The following is a 15,287-nucleotide window of genomic DNA, read 5'->3' as shown; positions in this document are numbered from 1 at the left end:
TCATGGAGCCCGGTGAAGGGCATCAGCTGAACAAAATTCTCAGTGTTGGCGGCGGGCCCGGAGCAGAGCGTAGTAGCCCGGAATGAGATCCGGAGACGTCGGATTGCTCAACGGGCGCGTCTCGATGCTCGCTGAGCCTTCCTCCACAAGGTTCCAATCCGCCGTCGGGAAGGTCTTGGCCCGTTGCGCGGCACCGAAACGGCCAGGCATCGGCAGTCCCCGAATGGCACCCTCAAGCGGCGTGGGAATTGACTTTCGTGTGGCACCGAGGTGGCTGACGTAGTCCACAGGGGTGCCCGGGAAGTTGGTCTCGGCCAGGAAAACGCCACCGCGGGTCCCGACGACGGGAAGGAGGTTTGCGGCCAAAGCGAACCGGCCGCTGCGGTCCAATACGTGCAGAACCCCACGTATGAAGACGTTTGCGTTGCCGGTCCAGCCCGCAGCTTCGAGCGCCGTTTCCACAGTCCGCACGGCGTCAGGTGCCGTCATGTCGCACACGGCGAACGACGCCGTCGTGATTCCCAATGCCTCCCGCCGGGCGCGGTCCACTGCGTTGGCGGAGTAATCCAGACCCAGCGCGTGAGGAAAATGTTGAGCCAAAAGCCGGGTAAAACTGCCGTTGCCGCACCCGACATCCACTATGGGGATAGTGGGATCCAACTGCTTCAAGAGGGGAAGGTAGCCGGTCAGTTCATGGGCGCTTCCCGAATCCCACAAAACATCGCCGGTAGCACCGGTTGAACGGACATTGCCCCAGTACCTGTCCCAAGCCGTGAGCGGGTCCTTGGGGGCTGCCGAGGATAGCCTGATGAGCCGGGGGATCAGCAGGTACTTTTTGAGCGCGGAGAACATCCTCCAAATATATGGGGGGTTAGCCCTCCACCAGCCACTCCAGTGCTTCTGTTTCGGAGGTGAAGAACTTGGTAGGGCACGGCGGCTTCATAATGCCCAGGAAGAAGTTGGCAATGACCCTGTCCACCGGGGACGAGCCCCAGAGGGCGATCCGGGAAGCCTGGCAAGGTTTAGCAAAGACTGATCTGGCGCCCCTGGTGACGTCATCCGTAGTTGCCATGTCAACAATCATGGGGTGCCGGTCCGTTCCGCACAGTTCATTGACCTTGTCCATGGCCCGCTGAGCGTCCGGTTCCTTGATCCTGGCGCCACGCGGCCACGTCAAGCGCAGGATTCCGGGCTCTTCGAGTTTCAACTCGAACGTCACCTCTTGGTGGTCTTGCGGTGTAACTGGGTGATCCACAATTCTCCTCGCACATTCAGGACAGCTGCAAGGAAAACCGGAATGGGTCCCCCACAGCCACTCCCCCAAGGCTGTCTAATCCCGGAGCCAAAGTAAAGATGTGTCCCACGACTCAAAAAGCCCATTTCCACTCGGGCGGCCACTGGCCCCGATGCCGCTGATAGTGTGTTGCCAAATCCTGAATTATCGCGGACGAATGGTGGATCGGAAGGGGCTCAGTGGGCGAGACCGTTGCCGGGGAACAGCATGCCTCGCGTTCAGCTGTCGTGGCGGACTCAAATCATGACCGCTTGGCGGCCACTACATCCGCGCTTGAAGCTGTGGGCTTCCGGGTTTTTCCTGCCACGGACACTGCCTCCATGGCCCTGCATCTTCAGCAGCACCGCCCCACAGCGGTGGTGGCAGAGAACTCCCTCGCCCACGGACTAGGCAGCCACGGCGTCCCGGTGCTGCTGCTTCTGGATGAGCAGGAATCCGTGGACCTGGAAGAAGTGGAGTCCTGGCATGTAGCGGACTACGTCATCAGCCCGGTGCGTCCCGGGGAACTTGTCCACCGGGTTGAAACCCTGATTGGACGTGCACGCGAACGTGCGCGCTCCCGTGCAGAAATCGAAGCACTGCGGGAAAGCCTCCGCAACGTCTCGTCGGCAATCCGGCAGACCAACGAGCCCCAGCTGATCGCAGAGCACGTGGTTCGAGGATTTGGCCGGGCATTGGGCGTGGACCACGTGTGGTTTGCCACCTTCCGCGATGAACGGGTCCCCAGTATCCGCGCGCAATGGAACCGTCCGGGCCTTCCGCTGCTGCCTGCCCGCTTGGGCGAAAGCGAGAACGTCATCGCCGAGACCGCCAACAGGTTGTGGGCCGACGCCGACGTCCTCGCCGTGGCGGACCACCGGGAAGACCCCGGTTCAAAGATCGCCAAGGCTCTGATGGAATGGTCCGGCGAACTGAAGCCTGTATCCACTGTGCTGATCCCCGTTGGTGAAGGCGCTTCCGCCATGGGAATCATCCTCTTGTCCACCGTGCAGGAACCTCACCATTGGACCCGCCCGGAGATAGCCTTGATGCAGCACGTTGCCGGGAACGTAGCCCACGGCCTCATCCAAGGCCACCTCATCAGCGCCCAACAGCGGGTCCTGCATCAGTTGAGGCAACTGGACAAGGCGAAAACGGATTTCCTGGCCACCGTGAACCATGAGCTGCGGACCCCTCTGACCTCCATCACCGCGTACCTGGATATGATCCAGGACGGTTCCGGCGGTCCGGTTCCGGACGGCATCAGAAAAATGTTGGAAGTCATTGCCCGGAACTCGGACCGCCTGCGCAGGCTCATCGAGGACATGCTCACAGTCTCTATGCAGGACGGCAGCAACCTTGACCTCAAGCCGGTTGACATAGACAAACTCCTCCAAGTGGTGGTGGCAACGCTCCGGCCACTGGCAGAATCGCGCCACGTCTCCGTATCCTTCACGGAGGCCACCGAGGACATTGAGGTCACGGCAGATGAGGCCAAGCTGGAACAGGTGTTCACCAACATCGTGGCCAACGCCATCAAGTTCACTCCGGAGGGCGGCCGCGTTGGCATCACCAGCGCCATGTCAGCGTCCGAGGATGGTGGTCCCGCAGCCCTCGTCCGGATTGCCGACAACGGCCTGGGCATCCCGGAGCACGATCTCCCCCACATCCTGACCCGGTTCTACCGCGCCTCCAATGCCACCTCAGCGGCAGTGCCCGGCAGCGGACTGGGGCTGGCAATAGCCAACGACATCATCAGCCGCCACATGGGACGCATGATCTTCGACTCCACCCTGGGATCCGGAACCACGGTGTCGGTGGAACTGCCGGTGGGCGGCCCGTAGATTCTTTGGCAGTGGCGGCAGGCGGCACCCCGACGGCCGAGCGGCCACGCGCTGCGGCTGTGACATCCGTGTCAATGCCGGGCCCTAGAAAGGCGGCAGTCACTAATGCTCGACATCCGGCGAAACAAAAATGATGCCCCGGGCAGCAGCCCGGGGCATCAATTCAGCTCAAGAGGCCTTGAGAGGCGCTCCCCCAATGTTTAGTTCGGCCACCAACCGATGCTGGTGGTGTTCGTCTTACCTGTGGTGGTGCTGTTCGGCCACCAGCCGATTGCCGTGCTGTCCTGCGTAGGCTCGGCATTGGCCGGGGCAGCAAATCCGGTTACTGCCAGAACCGCCGCCATGAGCAGGGTTGCCGCAAATTTTTTCATCCGCTATGCCCTTTCGTACTGATGCGAATTTGTTGACTGTGACTTGAATAAAGTCACGGGGCAAACTATACGAGCTTTTCTTCCGCGTTGACATGGATAATGGGCACATGCAGAGTCCCCACCTGGCCCCCCACCTTGTTGCCGGACTCAACGCACGCGCTAAATGGAAGGCGCGGGATTTTGACGAAGCTTTCAGGCTGGCTGCAGAGGCTGCCGGGCTAGCCCGCGACGCCGGCGACGACGCCGCCTGGTGGAACATGCGTTACTTGCAGGCGGAGTGCCTCCGCGATCAAGGAAACATCGAAGAATACCTGGCACTGGCCTCCGCCCTGAATGATCACAGTCTTACCGTTTCCTCCCCGGAGCTCGGTGCCAAAGCAGGAACCATGGTGGCCATTGGGCTGCAAGGCCTCGGCCGGTTGGCCGAAGCAGCAACCATGGCAGCCGACGCGGCAAAACTCGCCGCCACGGACCCTGATCTCCTCTACGTTCACGTCCTGGCCCAGCGCGCCTTGATCGCCGCCCTGGCTGAGAGCCGGCTGCTGGATGATGCATGGCGGGAATGTCTTGTTTTGGAAACTTTGATTACCGATGACGTTGATGAAGACACCGCGGGCAAGGGTTACTGGGTGATCGGCAACGTAGCGTTCCTGGCAGACCGGGTAACGGATGGGGGCCGGTATCACGATCTTGCTGCGGAAAGGCTTTCACCGTCAAAGGACGTTGATTTATGGGCACGCTTCAACCGCGCCTCCGCCGAAATGCGACTGCAGGCAAAAGTCGCTGATGCGGCCACCCTTCGCTGCATTGAGAGGGCAGAGCTCGCCACGGACATTGTGGGCGGATCCGAGCGGGATCATCTGGAAATGTCCTTGGTCCGCGCCCATTGGAATTATCTCGCCGGGGATATGCAGGAAGCCTTGGCGATCCTTGAACCGCTTTGCACCCGCTCATCCATTCTGGCCACTCAAACGTCCGCCGAAACTCATTTCCTTTTCGGCCGGACTTTGCTGGCATCCCAACGAATTGATGAAAGCGTTGTCGCTTTCGAAAAAGCAGCAAAACTCTTCGAACAAGCGGCCTTACCTGAGCGCAGTGCGGCCGTCCGCGAGCATCTTCGGCAGAGCGTCGGGCGCCGGAGCGGGCCACACGGGGAGTGAACATGCCTGACGCAGAATCGTATTCCGCGAACGACCCCCGTCTGGGGCTGCTCCTTGAGGGCATCGTCAGGTTAGCCGCGGGTGACCTGAACACCAGAATCCCTGTCTCGGATGCTCGCGATGAGATTGACGCCGTGATCATGGGCACCAACCTCTTGGCCGAAGATCTCCAGATCGTCTACGAAGAACTGGAAGAGAGAGTACAGGCCAGGACCCGACAGCTCAACGAGGCTCACCTGGCCATGCGGCACATGGCTATGACTGATCCCCTGACAGGCCTGAGCAACCGCTCCGCGTTCGCCACCGCCCTGAGCGAAGCCCAAGCGACCGGGGAGCAAGGCAACAAACGGCCGGCGATCCTCCTGCTGGATATGGACGGATTCAAAGCCATCAACGATTCCCTGGGGCACACCATCGGTGACAAAGTCCTGGAAACAGTGGCCACCCGCATCAGCGGGGCGGTGAGGGAACAGGACATGGTGGCCCGCATGGGCGGCGACGAGTTCGCCGTTCTTCTTCCGGGTGTGACACCCGCGGAGGCCAGTGCCATCGGCAGCCGGATCCTCGCCGCCGTGGTGGGTGTGATGGAGATTGAGGGCCAGCATCTCCGCTGCGGGGCCAGCATGGGCCTCCGCATGGCCGAGCCTGGCCAACGGGCCGAAGAGCTCATGATAGAAGCGGACATCGCCATGTACGAGTCGAAGGCGGACGGGCGCGGCAAGCTCAAGGTGTTCGAACCGGACATGCTGCTGGCCCGGCAAATGCGGAACCAGATGGTGGGTGAACTCAAAGAGGCGATCACCGGTTCCCAGTTGGTGCTCTACTACCAGCCCATCATCAGGCTGGACACCCGCGAGATTGAAGGCGTGGAAGCCCTGGTCCGGTGGAACCACCCCACCCGTGGGATCATCATGCCGGACGAGTTCATTCCCATCGCCGAGGAAACGGGCATGATTTCCGATCTGGGCGGGTGGGTGCTCCGCACCGCCGTCGAGCAGTTGAAGCAATGGCGAAGCGATCCGCTGACGTCGGGCCACAACTTCAGCATGCGCATCAATGTTTCCGCGGCGGACCTGCAAAGGTTGGAGTTCATTGAGGACGTACGCGAGGCCTTGGCTTCAGCCGATCTGGATCCGTCGCTCCTGGTCTTAGAGCTGACCGAAAGCGCCGTCATCCAAGGCAACGACCTTGACCGTTACACCCTTAACAGCCTGCGGCGCCTGGGAGTGGGCTTGGAAATTGACGACTTCGGCACGGGCTACTCCTCCATCAGTTACCTGCGCCAACTGCCCGTGGACACGGTCAAGGTGGACCGGACGCTGCTTTCAGCTTTGGGCAGCGACCCCGCCCAGCCGGCACTTCTGGTTGCTGTCCTGCAACTGATCCGTGCTTGTGGATTGGCCGCCGTGTGGGAGGGAATCGAAAGCGCGGAGCAAGCCGATTACCTGCTGAGCATTGGTTGCACCAGCGGCCAGGGGTACTACTTCAGCCGGCCACTACCCGAAGCGCAGCTGACCGAGCAACTGAAGCACCACAAAACCTGGCCCGTCAGTTGATGGTCCGCGTCCACGGGTGGTGTCTTGTGCGCCACTCCGAGTCCAACATCGCGTAAATGTTCTCGGTAGCCCACTGGCCTTTGTAGTGCCAGTTGTCCACCAGGGTTGCCTCAAGCCTCATGCCCAAGCGCTTGCAAATGCCTGCAGAACCGGCGTTGAGTGCATCCAGCTTGGCGTCAATCCTGTGGAAGGCCAGTTTCTCAAAGGCAAGCTTCATCACAGCCTCCGCGGCTTCGGTGGCAATGCCGTGGCCGCGCGCCTCGGGGTGAAGGATCCAGCCCAGCTCACCCTGCCCGGTCCCCTCCAACCACTTCAGCACTACCTCGCCCATCAGACCCGGGTGATCCTTGCGCTCGATCGCCAGGCAGATCCAGTCGCCCTCCTGGTTGAACTCGAAGTTGGCGTAACGGCCCAGTACTTCCATGGACTTGGTCTTGGTCAGCTCGTTGCGCAGAAGGAAACGGGCAGTTTCGGGAAGGGACTGGTATCCATGGAAACGCTCGAGGTCCTCGGCCTCGAAGCGCCGCAGGATGAGTCGATCGGTGATGATGGGAAGCTCAATTTCGGGCATGTCTCCGAGGCTACTAGGTGCGGGCGAATCATGGCCCAGTCTTGACACGTGGCGCGATCTGGGATTACCTAATGAACATTCGGTAAATAAAGCTGGAGGCAATGACGCATGGTTGAAACAACCCTCTCCGGTGCTTCGCACCACATCCTGACGAACGACTACGCGTCCGAATGGATGGGCATCGAGGTCCTCAAGCTCGACGACGGCCACGCCACCATCCGCATGCACCTCCGCCAGGAAATGCTCAACGGATTCGGTATGGCCCACGGCGGAATGATCTTCGCCTTCGGTGACACAGCCTTCGCGCTGGCCTGCAACCCCGCCAACCCCACGCCCAAGCAAGCCGCCAACATTACGGTGGCGTCCGGCGTCGACATCAACTTCATCAAGCCCGCGTTCCAAGGCCAGGTGATTACCGCCGTCGCAAACCGCCGTGCGAGCACCGGCCGAAGCGGCCTCTACGACATCCAGATCTACGCGGCCTCGCCCGACGCCAGCGATCCGACCTCCTCCGATCCGACCAGCGGAGAACTCATCGCCGAGTTCCGTGGCCGCAGCCGCACCATCTCCAAGAAGTAGGAACCCCATGACTCAGAACACCGTGGCCGCACCCACAGCTATCTCATCCAAGGCAACCGACGCCGTGCTGGACCGTGAAGAGACCATCTCCCGCGACGAATTGGAGGCCCTGCAGCTCACGCGCCTCCAACACACCGTGGCCTACGCCTACGATCGCGTGCCGCTGTACAAACGGAAGTTCGATGAAGCCGGCGTGCACCCCACAGACCTCCGCGAGTTGAGCGACCTCGGCAAATTCCCGTACACCACCAAGGAAGACCTCCGCCTGGAGTACCCGTTCGGCATGTTCGCCGTCCCGCAGGACCAGGTGGCGCGTATCCACGCGAGCTCCGGCACCACCGGCCGCCCCACCGTGGTGGGGTACACCAAGAACGACCTCGCCAACTGGGCAACCCTGGTGGCGCGGTCCTTCCGCGCCGCCGGCGTCCGCCCCGGCATGAAGGTCCACAACGCCTACGGCTACGGCCTGTTCACCGGCGGGCTGGGCGCGCACGCCGGCGCCGAAGCACTCGGCTGCACCGTCATTCCCATCTCCGGCGGCCAGACCGAACGTCAGATCCAGCTCATCCAGGACTTCAAGCCGGACGCCATCCTGGCCACGCCCACCTACCTGCTCACCATCGCCGACGCCATGCAGCACCAAGGCATCGACCCCCGGTCCACGTCGCTCAAATACGCTGTCCTGGGCGCCGAGCCGTGGACCGAAGAAATGCGCCACGAGCTCGAGACCACCATGAACATCAAGGCCTCGGACATCTACGGACTCTCCGAAGTCATGGGCCCCGGCGTGGCCGGCGAAGCTGTTGAAACGCAGGACGGCTGCCACATCTGGGAGGATCATTTCCGCCCCGAAATTATCGATCCGTTCGATCACTCCACCGTCCTGGCCGACGGCGAACCCGGCGAACTCGTTTTCACGTCCCTGACGAAGGAGGCGCTGCCGATCATCCGCTACCGCACCAAGGACCTCACCCGCCTGCTCCCAGGCACGGCACGCCCCGCCCACCGCCGCATGGGCCGCATCACCGGCCGGAGCGACGACATGATCATCCTCCGCGGCGTGAACCTGTTCCCGTCACAGATCGAGGAAATCGCCCTCCGCATCCCCGAACTCAGCCCGCACTTCCAGCTCGAAATCACCCGCCCCGAGGGCAAACGCATGGATTCGCTGACCGTCAAGATCGAGCGCCGCGAGAACGTCCCCACCGAGGCAGGCACGACGGCGGCACACACCCTGCGGGAGCAGATCAAGATTCACGTCGGGTCATCTTGCGTAGTAGACGTGGTTGAGCCCGGTTCCCTCGAGCGGTCCAACGGCAAACTTCGCCGGATCTACGACATGCGGCCCAAGGGCTGAGCGCCTTCCACCGTTGAGATCGTGAGAAAATGCCAGCATGCCTACTGAGACCACCACCAAGCGCGGACGGCCCGGTTATGACCAGCAGTCGGTGCTCCGCATCGCCGTCGACGTCTTCAACCGCCACGGGTACGACGCAACGTCCATGGGCATCCTGGCCGAGAATCTCGGGATCTCGAAGTCAGCTATTTATCACCACGTGCCGTCCAAGGGCGATCTTCTGAAGCTCGCCCTGGACCATGCGTTGGGTGGCCTTGAAGCCATTCTGGAAGAACCCGCCGCCACGTCCGGGCCTGCCGACGCGCGGCTGGAGTTCGTGCTGCGCCAGACCATCGCCGTACTGGTGGACCGGCTGCCCTTTGTGACCCTACTCCTGCGATTGCGTGGCAACACGGAGATCGAGCGCGACGCCCTGGAACGTCGTCGAGCCTTCGACCACAAGGTGGCCGAGCTGATTGCCGCTGCCCGGGAAGACGGGTCGCTGCGCCAGGACATCGATCCCCGGACCGTCACGCGCCTCCTGTTCGGCACCATCAACTCAATCGTGGAATGGTACAAGCCCGGCGGCTCGCTGTCCCCGGAGAAGCTCGCCGACGACGTCATCACCATGGCCTTCGACGGCCTCCACACGGCCGCCTGACGCTCTCTCACATCCCAAGCCCTTCCGGGCAACCATCTCTCACATCCCTAAAGGTGGCGTGCCCGGCCAACGTGAGGTGCCGCCGTCGTGCAGGCCCTCCAGGAAGCGTCCGATCAACGGTTGCGGGGGTTCGCCCGATTGCTGTCGGCGCAAATGGACGCATGCCAAACACCACCTAACGCAACCGGCGACACCAACCGCTTCACGGTCCAGGTATGTATGAGAAAAGCGCGAAACGCCTTCCCACATACTGTGAAAAAGCGTTTCGTCGTTGTGTGGAGGGACCCGCTCAAGCCCGAGGGACGTGAGAGAGGGACCCGCCCAAACCCGAGGGACGTGAGAGAGGGACCCGCCCAAACCCGAGGGACGTGAGAGAGGGCTACTTTTCCACGAGGGTGAGGACGTCGTATGTGGCCACGATTTCGTCGTTCTGGTTGGTCAGGACGGCATCCCAAGCTACCTCGCCGTACTCGTCAGTCTCACGAGGCGTGATTTTCTTGGCTGTCAGCGTTACCCGAATGGAATCGCCCGCTGCAACAGGGGTGATGAAGCGCAGGTTCTCCAAGCCATAGTTGGCCAGCACGGGGCCCGGCGCGGGCTCCACAAAGAGTCCGGCAGCCCAGCTCAGGAGCAAGTACCCGTGGGCCACAATGCCGGGGAAGAACGGGTTGGCTTCAGCGGCTTCCTGGTTGGTGTGCGCGTAGAACGTGTCGCCCGTGGAGTTGGCGAAGGAGGTGATGTCCTCAAGCTTGACCTCACGGAGATCCGAACGCACGGCGTCGCCGATTCGTAGCGTGGACAGGTGCTTCCGGAAGGGGTGCTCCCCCTCGGTCTCCACAGTGAAGTTCCTGTCCGCGCCGGCGTGCCAAAGACCTGTTACGGCAGTGAGCATGTTGGGCGAACCCTGGATGGCTGTGCGCTGCATGTGGTGCATGACCGAGCGGATGCCGCCCAGTTCCTCGCCCCCGCCGGCGCGGCCGGGACCGCCGTGAACCAAGTGCGGGACCGGGGATCCGTGGCCGGTGGATGAGCGGGCGTCTTCACGGTTGAGCATGTGAACACGTCCGTGGTGGGCAGCGATGCCGAGCACAAGCTCCTGAGCAACAGCGGGATCGTTGGTGCAGACCGATGCCACCAACGATCCGGAGCCGCGGGCCGCCAAGCGGATGGCGTCGGAAAGGTCCGAGTACCCGATCACCGAGGAAACCGGCCCGAATGCCTCCAACGAGTGCACTTCTTCGGCCTCGGCGTCAGCCCAGCTCAGGAGTACCGGGGACATGAACGCTCCGTCTTCCACCATGCCGACAGTGCCACCGACTGAGGTGACCGACGGCGAATCGAGAGATCCGTACGCAAGCTCACCACCGGCGTCGAGCATTGATTGAACTGCAGCGCGGACGTCCGCGAGCTGTTCCAGCGACGCCAACGCGCCCATGGTGACGCCTTCGGCCCGGGGATCTCCAACCACCACTCGCTCGTTGATGCGCGCACCCACCGCCGCAGCGACCTTGGAGGTCAGCGCCTGCGGAACGATGACGCGGCGGATGGCGGTGCATTTCTGGCCGGCTTTGACGGTCATCTCGGTGACTACGGCCCTGACGAAGGCGTCGAACTCTGGGGTGCCGGGGACGGCATCGGGTCCGAGAATCGCGGCGTTGAGGGAGTCTGTTTCGGACGTGAAACGGACGCCACCCTGGACCACGTTCTTGTGGCCCTTCAACGAATTGGCAGTGGATGCCGAGCCTGTGAAGGACACGAGGTCGCGGTAGTCGAGCTCATCCAGGATGGTGCGTGCGGAACCGGAAATCAGCTGAAGCGAGCCCGCGGGAAGGATGCCGGACTCAACCATTGCCTTGACGGCTGCGGCGGCAACATAACCCGTGGGCGTTGCCGGCTTAACGATGGTGGGGACACCGGCGAGGAATGCAGGAGCGAACTTCTCCAGCATGCCCCAGACCGGGAAGTTGAACGCGTTGATCTGGACGGCGACGCCGGGAATGCGGGTGTAAATGTGCTCGGCCACGAACGATCCGTCTTTGGACAGCGTCTCCATGGGACCGTCCACCACAACCTGCGAGTTGGGCAGTTCGCGGCGGCCCTTGGAGCCGAACGTGAAGAGCACGCCGATGCCGCCGTCGATGTCGATCATGTTGTCGATCTTGGTGGCACCGCTCTGCGACGAGGATTCGTACAGCTCTTCGCGGCGCCCGTTGAGGTACATGGCCAGCTCTTTGAGCTTGAGCGCGCGCTGGTGGAACGTCAGCTTCCCCAGTTCCGTTTGGCCGGTGGTGCGGCCGTAATTTACGACGGCGGCAAGGTCCAGTCCGTCGGTGCTGACGTTGGCCAGAACTTCGCCAGTGCTTGCGTCACGGACCGGGACTGTCCTGGCGTCGGGTGCCGGCGTCCACCAGGCATCCTGGACGTAGCTGGGTACGGTTGCAACGGCTGTGGTTTCCGGGGCGACTGCGGTAGTGGTCATCGTCGACGGGTCCTTCCAAGGCACGTGAAATCGGCACGGTCCCTGCTGACTGAAGCCAACATTACTGACCGGCCGTTCGGTAATATATACAGGTTACATGAATGCCCCGTGGAGTACAGCAGGAATTTCCTGGCTTAGTCTGCGCTGACCGCTCCAATCTTGGCCCGGACGGCGGCCAGCTCCGGATCCGAGACGCCGTTGGCGGTCAGAAACCCGATGACGTCCAACGACGCAAGGAAGGCTCGCAGACTGTCCCGCCGCTCGGTCAGCATCGCCTCCAGATCGTCGGCGGACAGGTAAGGATCGTGGGCGTGCGGCGCCCCATGCGTACGATGCCGCTCATTGATCCCCCGCGCTGCAAGTTCGTATCCGTGCACGATCTCCCCATCACCGGCGCCGGCCAATCGTTGCAGCATCACCGCGATCACCCCGCTGCGGTCCCTGCCCGCGGAGCAATGAACCACCACCTTGCCGGGCGAGGCCGCAATGGCCTTGAAGACCGCCGCGATCCTGTCCGCGAACAGTTCGAGGTAATCCCCATACTGGGCGGGATCCTTGAGGTACGGGCCGAAAAGTTCGCTGAAATCCTGATGGTCAGGATCTTCCGTAGGGCAATGCACGACGTCGATACGCGCCTTCGCCTCGTCCGGCACCTGAGGGTCGGTGTCGCGTTGCCGCCGCTCGCGCGAGGCGCGGAGATCGATCACGGTGCGGACGCCGTCGTCGTACATCTGCTGCCAGCCGGACTCGGTAACCCATTCGTGGCGACCCATACGGTAAACGTCCCCGGCGATTCGCCAAGCGTTGACGGCACCGTCCCACTGGACGCCTTGGTGAGCTGAATTGGTCCCGTCCATAGGAGCCAGCTAAGCACATTGGCGCCATAGGGCGGGAGGTGGAAGAGCGTCCCGGGCAAACACGAGGGAAGTGAGAGAGGGTGGCGCGAAAGCACGAGGGATGTGAGAGAGGGTGGGAGGTGGGTCTTGCGGAGGTTGAGTGACCCATGTCATACTCATACTCGATGCGCATCGACGATACGCATCGACAAGTCGCAGGAACTGTTCAGCAGAGAGCACAAGGAGGTCAGGGCATGCCCACCAGCAAAGACGTCGCCCAGGCCGCGGGAGTAGCTCAAAGCACAGTTTCCTACGTCTTGAGTGGCAAGCGGCCCATCTCCGAGAAGACGCGGAAAAAGGTGGAAGCCGCAATTGAGGAACTGACCTACCAGCCCAATGCCGGCGCCCGCGCCTTGGCCGGGCGCAGAACGCGCGTGATCGGGTTGGTCATTCCGTTCATCCCGGAACTGGAAATGGCCTCCCTCATGGAGTTCGTCTCGGTGATCGCATCGACCGCCAGACAATTCGATCACGACATCCTGCTGGTCACCGAAGACGAAGGGGCCGCCGGGCTTCGTCGTGTTGTGGGTCAGCAGATCTGCGACGGATTGATCCTCATGCAGGTGGAAGATGAAGATGAACGGCTCCCTGTCGCCCGGACGCTGAACGTACCGGTACTCCTGATCGGTATCCCCCGGGATCCGTCCGGCTTGGTCTGCATTGACGCCGACTTCGAAATGGCAGGGGACCAGTGCATCCGCGACTTGGCCTCAGCCGGCCACAGCGTGGTTTCGATTATTGAATGGCAACCGGCCGTGGTGAATCGGCACGTCAATTACGTGGACCGATTTATGCGTGGAGCGGACACGGCTGCCGAATCACTGGGAGTGGCAGTACATCACTTCCCGGGAGGTGCAGATGTTGCCATCATCTCGGAGTCCGTGGACAAAGCACTGGCCGCAACAGAAGGCGTACCGGCCTTCATTGCACCTGACCGCACCATCCAGGACATTCTCCGCCGAGCTCTAACAGCGCGAGGCCTGACTCCGGGCGTGGACGTCTCCGTTATTGGCAGCGCCTCTCCCACTCTGGCCGAACTACAGCCCGTCCCGCTCTCCACCATCGATCTGCGCCCGAAAGAAGTTTCCCGCCGCGCGGTGAAGATCATCTGCGACCTCCTCGAAACCGAGAACCAGGGACCACACGAATCCCTGGAACTGGTACCCACGGTCATTACGCACCGCGCTAGCACGCTCCGCCCACCCCACGGCAGCTAAGGCCCTTCTGTAATCTCCTGCTCTACCTCCAATTCCGAACTCATCGATACGCATCGTCGATACGCATCGATAAATCGACTCCCAGAAAAAAGGAACAGACAATGAAGTCAGCACAGAGGACATCCCGTCCGCTCGCATTGGCCGTCGCCGCCCTGGTCGGCTTGCCCTTAGCCCTCTCCGGCTGCGGTTCCTCCACGGCCGCGTCATCCTCCGAGGCTGTCACCGAAATCTCCGTGATGGACTACTACAACAACGAGCCGGACAAGTCCTTCATCGGCGATGCCCTGACCAAGTGCGGCACCCAGCTGGGCGTGACCGTCAAGCGTGAGACCGTTCCTGGAAAGTCGCTCATTTCCAAGGTTCTCCAGCAGTCCTCCTCCAAGACACTCCCGGACGTCCTCATGCTGGACAACCCGGACCTCCAGCAGATCGCAGCCACGGGTGCCCTGGCTCCCCTGGCCGATTTCAAAGTCAGCACGGAGAACTTCGCCGAAGGCGTGCTGAGTGCCGGCACCTACAAGGACAAGGTCTACGGGTTGGCACCCACAGTGAACACCATCGCCCTGTTCTACAACAAGGACATCCTGGCCGCTGCCGGCGTCACTCCCCCTACAACATGGGATGAACTCAAGGCGGCCTCGGCGAAACTCACTGCCGGAGACCAGTACGGACTCGCCTTCAACGCCAACCCCACCTACGAGGGCACGTGGCAGTTCCTTCCCGTCATGTGGTCCAACGGCGGCGATGAGAAGAAGATCGACACCAAAGAGACCGAGCAGGCGCTGCAGCTCTGGACGGATCTGGTGAAGAGCGGTTCGGTCTCGTCATCCGCCCTCAACTGGACGCAGGCTGATGTCAAAGACCAGTTCCTTGCCGGCAAGGCAGCCATGATGGTCAATGGGCCCTGGCAGATCCCGGCCCTGGACAAGCAGCCCACGCTTCAGTACGGCGTAGTGAAGATCCCTGTACGTGAAGCCGGGCAGACATCCGTTGCACCGCTCGGCGGCGAAGTTTGGACTGTCCCGCAGACAGGCAACAAGACACGTCAAGCGAAGGCGGCGGAGATGGTTGCCTGTCTGAACAGCGACGAAAACCAACTGGCCATGGCCACGGCCCGCAACACCATCCCCTCCAAGACCACGCTCTCGGACAAGTTCGCCAGTGACAACCCCAAGCTCGCCACGTTCACGGAGCTGATCAAGACTGCACGCGCACGCACCGGCCAGCTTGGAGAAGAATGGCCGGCCCAGGCCACCAAGATCTACACAGCCATCCAGACGTCGCTGACGGGCAACGCCTCACCGGCTGATGCCCTCAAGCAAGCCCAGGGACAGTAGGCAGCAC

14 protein-coding genes are annotated in these 15,287 nt (G+C 62.1%); 8 read left to right on the top strand and 6 right to left on the bottom strand.

The annotated features are described in order from the left end of the window. Positions 1 to 39 precede the first annotated feature (39 nt). Together J7I86_RS06845 and J7I86_RS06840 are read right to left on the bottom strand one after the other, a co-directional pair. Positions 40 to 852, bottom strand: a complete 813-nt coding sequence (locus J7I86_RS06845; RefSeq protein WP_214818006.1) for a class I SAM-dependent methyltransferase — start codon at positions 850 to 852, stop codon at positions 40 to 42. A 19-nt stretch (positions 853 to 871) separates the two neighbouring features. Beyond that, positions 872 to 1,255, bottom strand: coding sequence for an STAS/SEC14 domain-containing protein (locus tag J7I86_RS06840; protein ID WP_214818003.1), 384 nt, complete (start codon positions 1,253 to 1,255; stop codon positions 872 to 874). A gap of 218 nt (positions 1,256 to 1,473) precedes the next feature. Here J7I86_RS06840 and J7I86_RS23075 point away from each other — a divergent pair, with 218 nt between their 5' ends. Beyond that, positions 1,474 to 3,117: an ATP-binding protein gene (locus J7I86_RS23075; RefSeq protein ID WP_214817990.1), complete on the top strand. Its 1,644-nt coding sequence runs from the start codon at positions 1,474 to 1,476 to the stop codon at positions 3,115 to 3,117. A gap of 200 nt (positions 3,118 to 3,317) precedes the next feature. Here the strand turns inward: J7I86_RS23075 and J7I86_RS06830 are convergent, their stop codons facing one another. Beyond that, a complete protein-coding gene (locus tag J7I86_RS06830) occupies positions 3,318 to 3,488 on the bottom strand; it encodes a hypothetical protein (RefSeq protein ID WP_017199100.1) in 171 nt (56 codons plus the stop codon). Positions 3,489 to 3,595: 107 nt separating this feature from the next. Between J7I86_RS06830 and J7I86_RS06825 the strand changes: the two genes are divergently transcribed. Continuing rightward, entirely contained in the window at positions 3,596 to 4,648 is a 1,053-nt protein-coding gene (locus J7I86_RS06825; protein WP_214817987.1) for a hypothetical protein, read from the top strand. Positions 4,649 to 4,650: 2 nt separating this feature from the next. Then, positions 4,651 to 6,204, top strand: a complete 1,554-nt coding sequence (locus J7I86_RS06820; RefSeq protein ID WP_214817985.1) for a bifunctional diguanylate cyclase/phosphodiesterase — start codon at positions 4,651 to 4,653, stop codon at positions 6,202 to 6,204. Here the strand turns inward: J7I86_RS06820 and J7I86_RS06815 are convergent. After that, positions 6,197 to 6,775: a GNAT family N-acetyltransferase gene (locus J7I86_RS06815; RefSeq protein ID WP_214817974.1), complete on the bottom strand. Its 579-nt coding sequence runs from the start codon at positions 6,773 to 6,775 to the stop codon at positions 6,197 to 6,199. The two genes, J7I86_RS06820 and J7I86_RS06815, sit on opposite strands and share 8 nt — an antisense overlap. Positions 6,776 to 6,883: 108 nt before the next feature. On the opposite strand from J7I86_RS06815, the gene J7I86_RS06810 reads away from it, so the two are divergent. From J7I86_RS06810 to J7I86_RS06800, 3 genes are read left to right on the top strand one after another with little or no spacing between them, the layout of a single operon-like run. Beyond that, on the top strand, positions 6,884 to 7,354 hold the full coding sequence (locus J7I86_RS06810) for a hotdog fold thioesterase (protein ID WP_214817971.1): 471 nt from the start codon (positions 6,884 to 6,886) through the stop codon (positions 7,352 to 7,354). 7 nt (positions 7,355 to 7,361) lie between these two features. Continuing rightward, positions 7,362 to 8,711, top strand: coding sequence for a phenylacetate--CoA ligase PaaK (paaK, locus tag J7I86_RS06805; RefSeq protein WP_214817958.1), 1,350 nt, complete (start codon positions 7,362 to 7,364; stop codon positions 8,709 to 8,711). Between the two features lie 37 nt (positions 8,712 to 8,748). Then, positions 8,749 to 9,351 (top strand): TetR/AcrR family transcriptional regulator, encoded by a 603-nt coding sequence (locus J7I86_RS06800; RefSeq protein WP_091470557.1) that lies wholly within the window; start codon positions 8,749 to 8,751, stop codon positions 9,349 to 9,351. Positions 9,352 to 9,730: 379 nt separating this feature from the next. On the opposite strand, the gene paaZ is transcribed toward J7I86_RS06800, so the two are convergent. Both paaZ and J7I86_RS06790 read right to left on the bottom strand, forming a co-directional pair. Further along, positions 9,731 to 11,830, bottom strand: a complete 2,100-nt coding sequence (gene paaZ, locus J7I86_RS06795; protein ID WP_214817955.1) for a phenylacetic acid degradation bifunctional protein PaaZ — start codon at positions 11,828 to 11,830, stop codon at positions 9,731 to 9,733. A gap of 134 nt (positions 11,831 to 11,964) precedes the next feature. Beyond that, a complete protein-coding gene (locus J7I86_RS06790) occupies positions 11,965 to 12,687 on the bottom strand; it encodes a tyrosine-protein phosphatase (protein ID WP_214817947.1) in 723 nt (240 codons plus the stop codon). Between the two features lie 233 nt (positions 12,688 to 12,920). On the opposite strand from J7I86_RS06790, the gene J7I86_RS06785 reads away from it, so the two are divergent. Both J7I86_RS06785 and J7I86_RS06780 read left to right on the top strand, forming a co-directional pair. Continuing rightward, positions 12,921 to 13,943, top strand: coding sequence for a LacI family DNA-binding transcriptional regulator (locus tag J7I86_RS06785; RefSeq protein WP_214817944.1), 1,023 nt, complete (start codon positions 12,921 to 12,923; stop codon positions 13,941 to 13,943). Between the two features lie 101 nt (positions 13,944 to 14,044). Next, the gene (locus J7I86_RS06780; RefSeq protein ID WP_214817941.1) at positions 14,045 to 15,280 is read left to right on the top strand and encodes a sugar ABC transporter substrate-binding protein; all 1,236 of its coding nucleotides are present in this window, start codon (positions 14,045 to 14,047) and stop codon (positions 15,278 to 15,280) included. Positions 15,281 to 15,287: the final 7 nt, after the last annotated feature.

The sequence above is a fragment of the Arthrobacter sp. ISL-95 genome (assembly GCF_018613695.1).
Taxonomy (GTDB): Bacteria; Actinomycetota; Actinomycetes; order Actinomycetales; family Micrococcaceae; genus Arthrobacter.
This window is presented reverse-complemented; position numbering and strand designations above follow the sequence as displayed.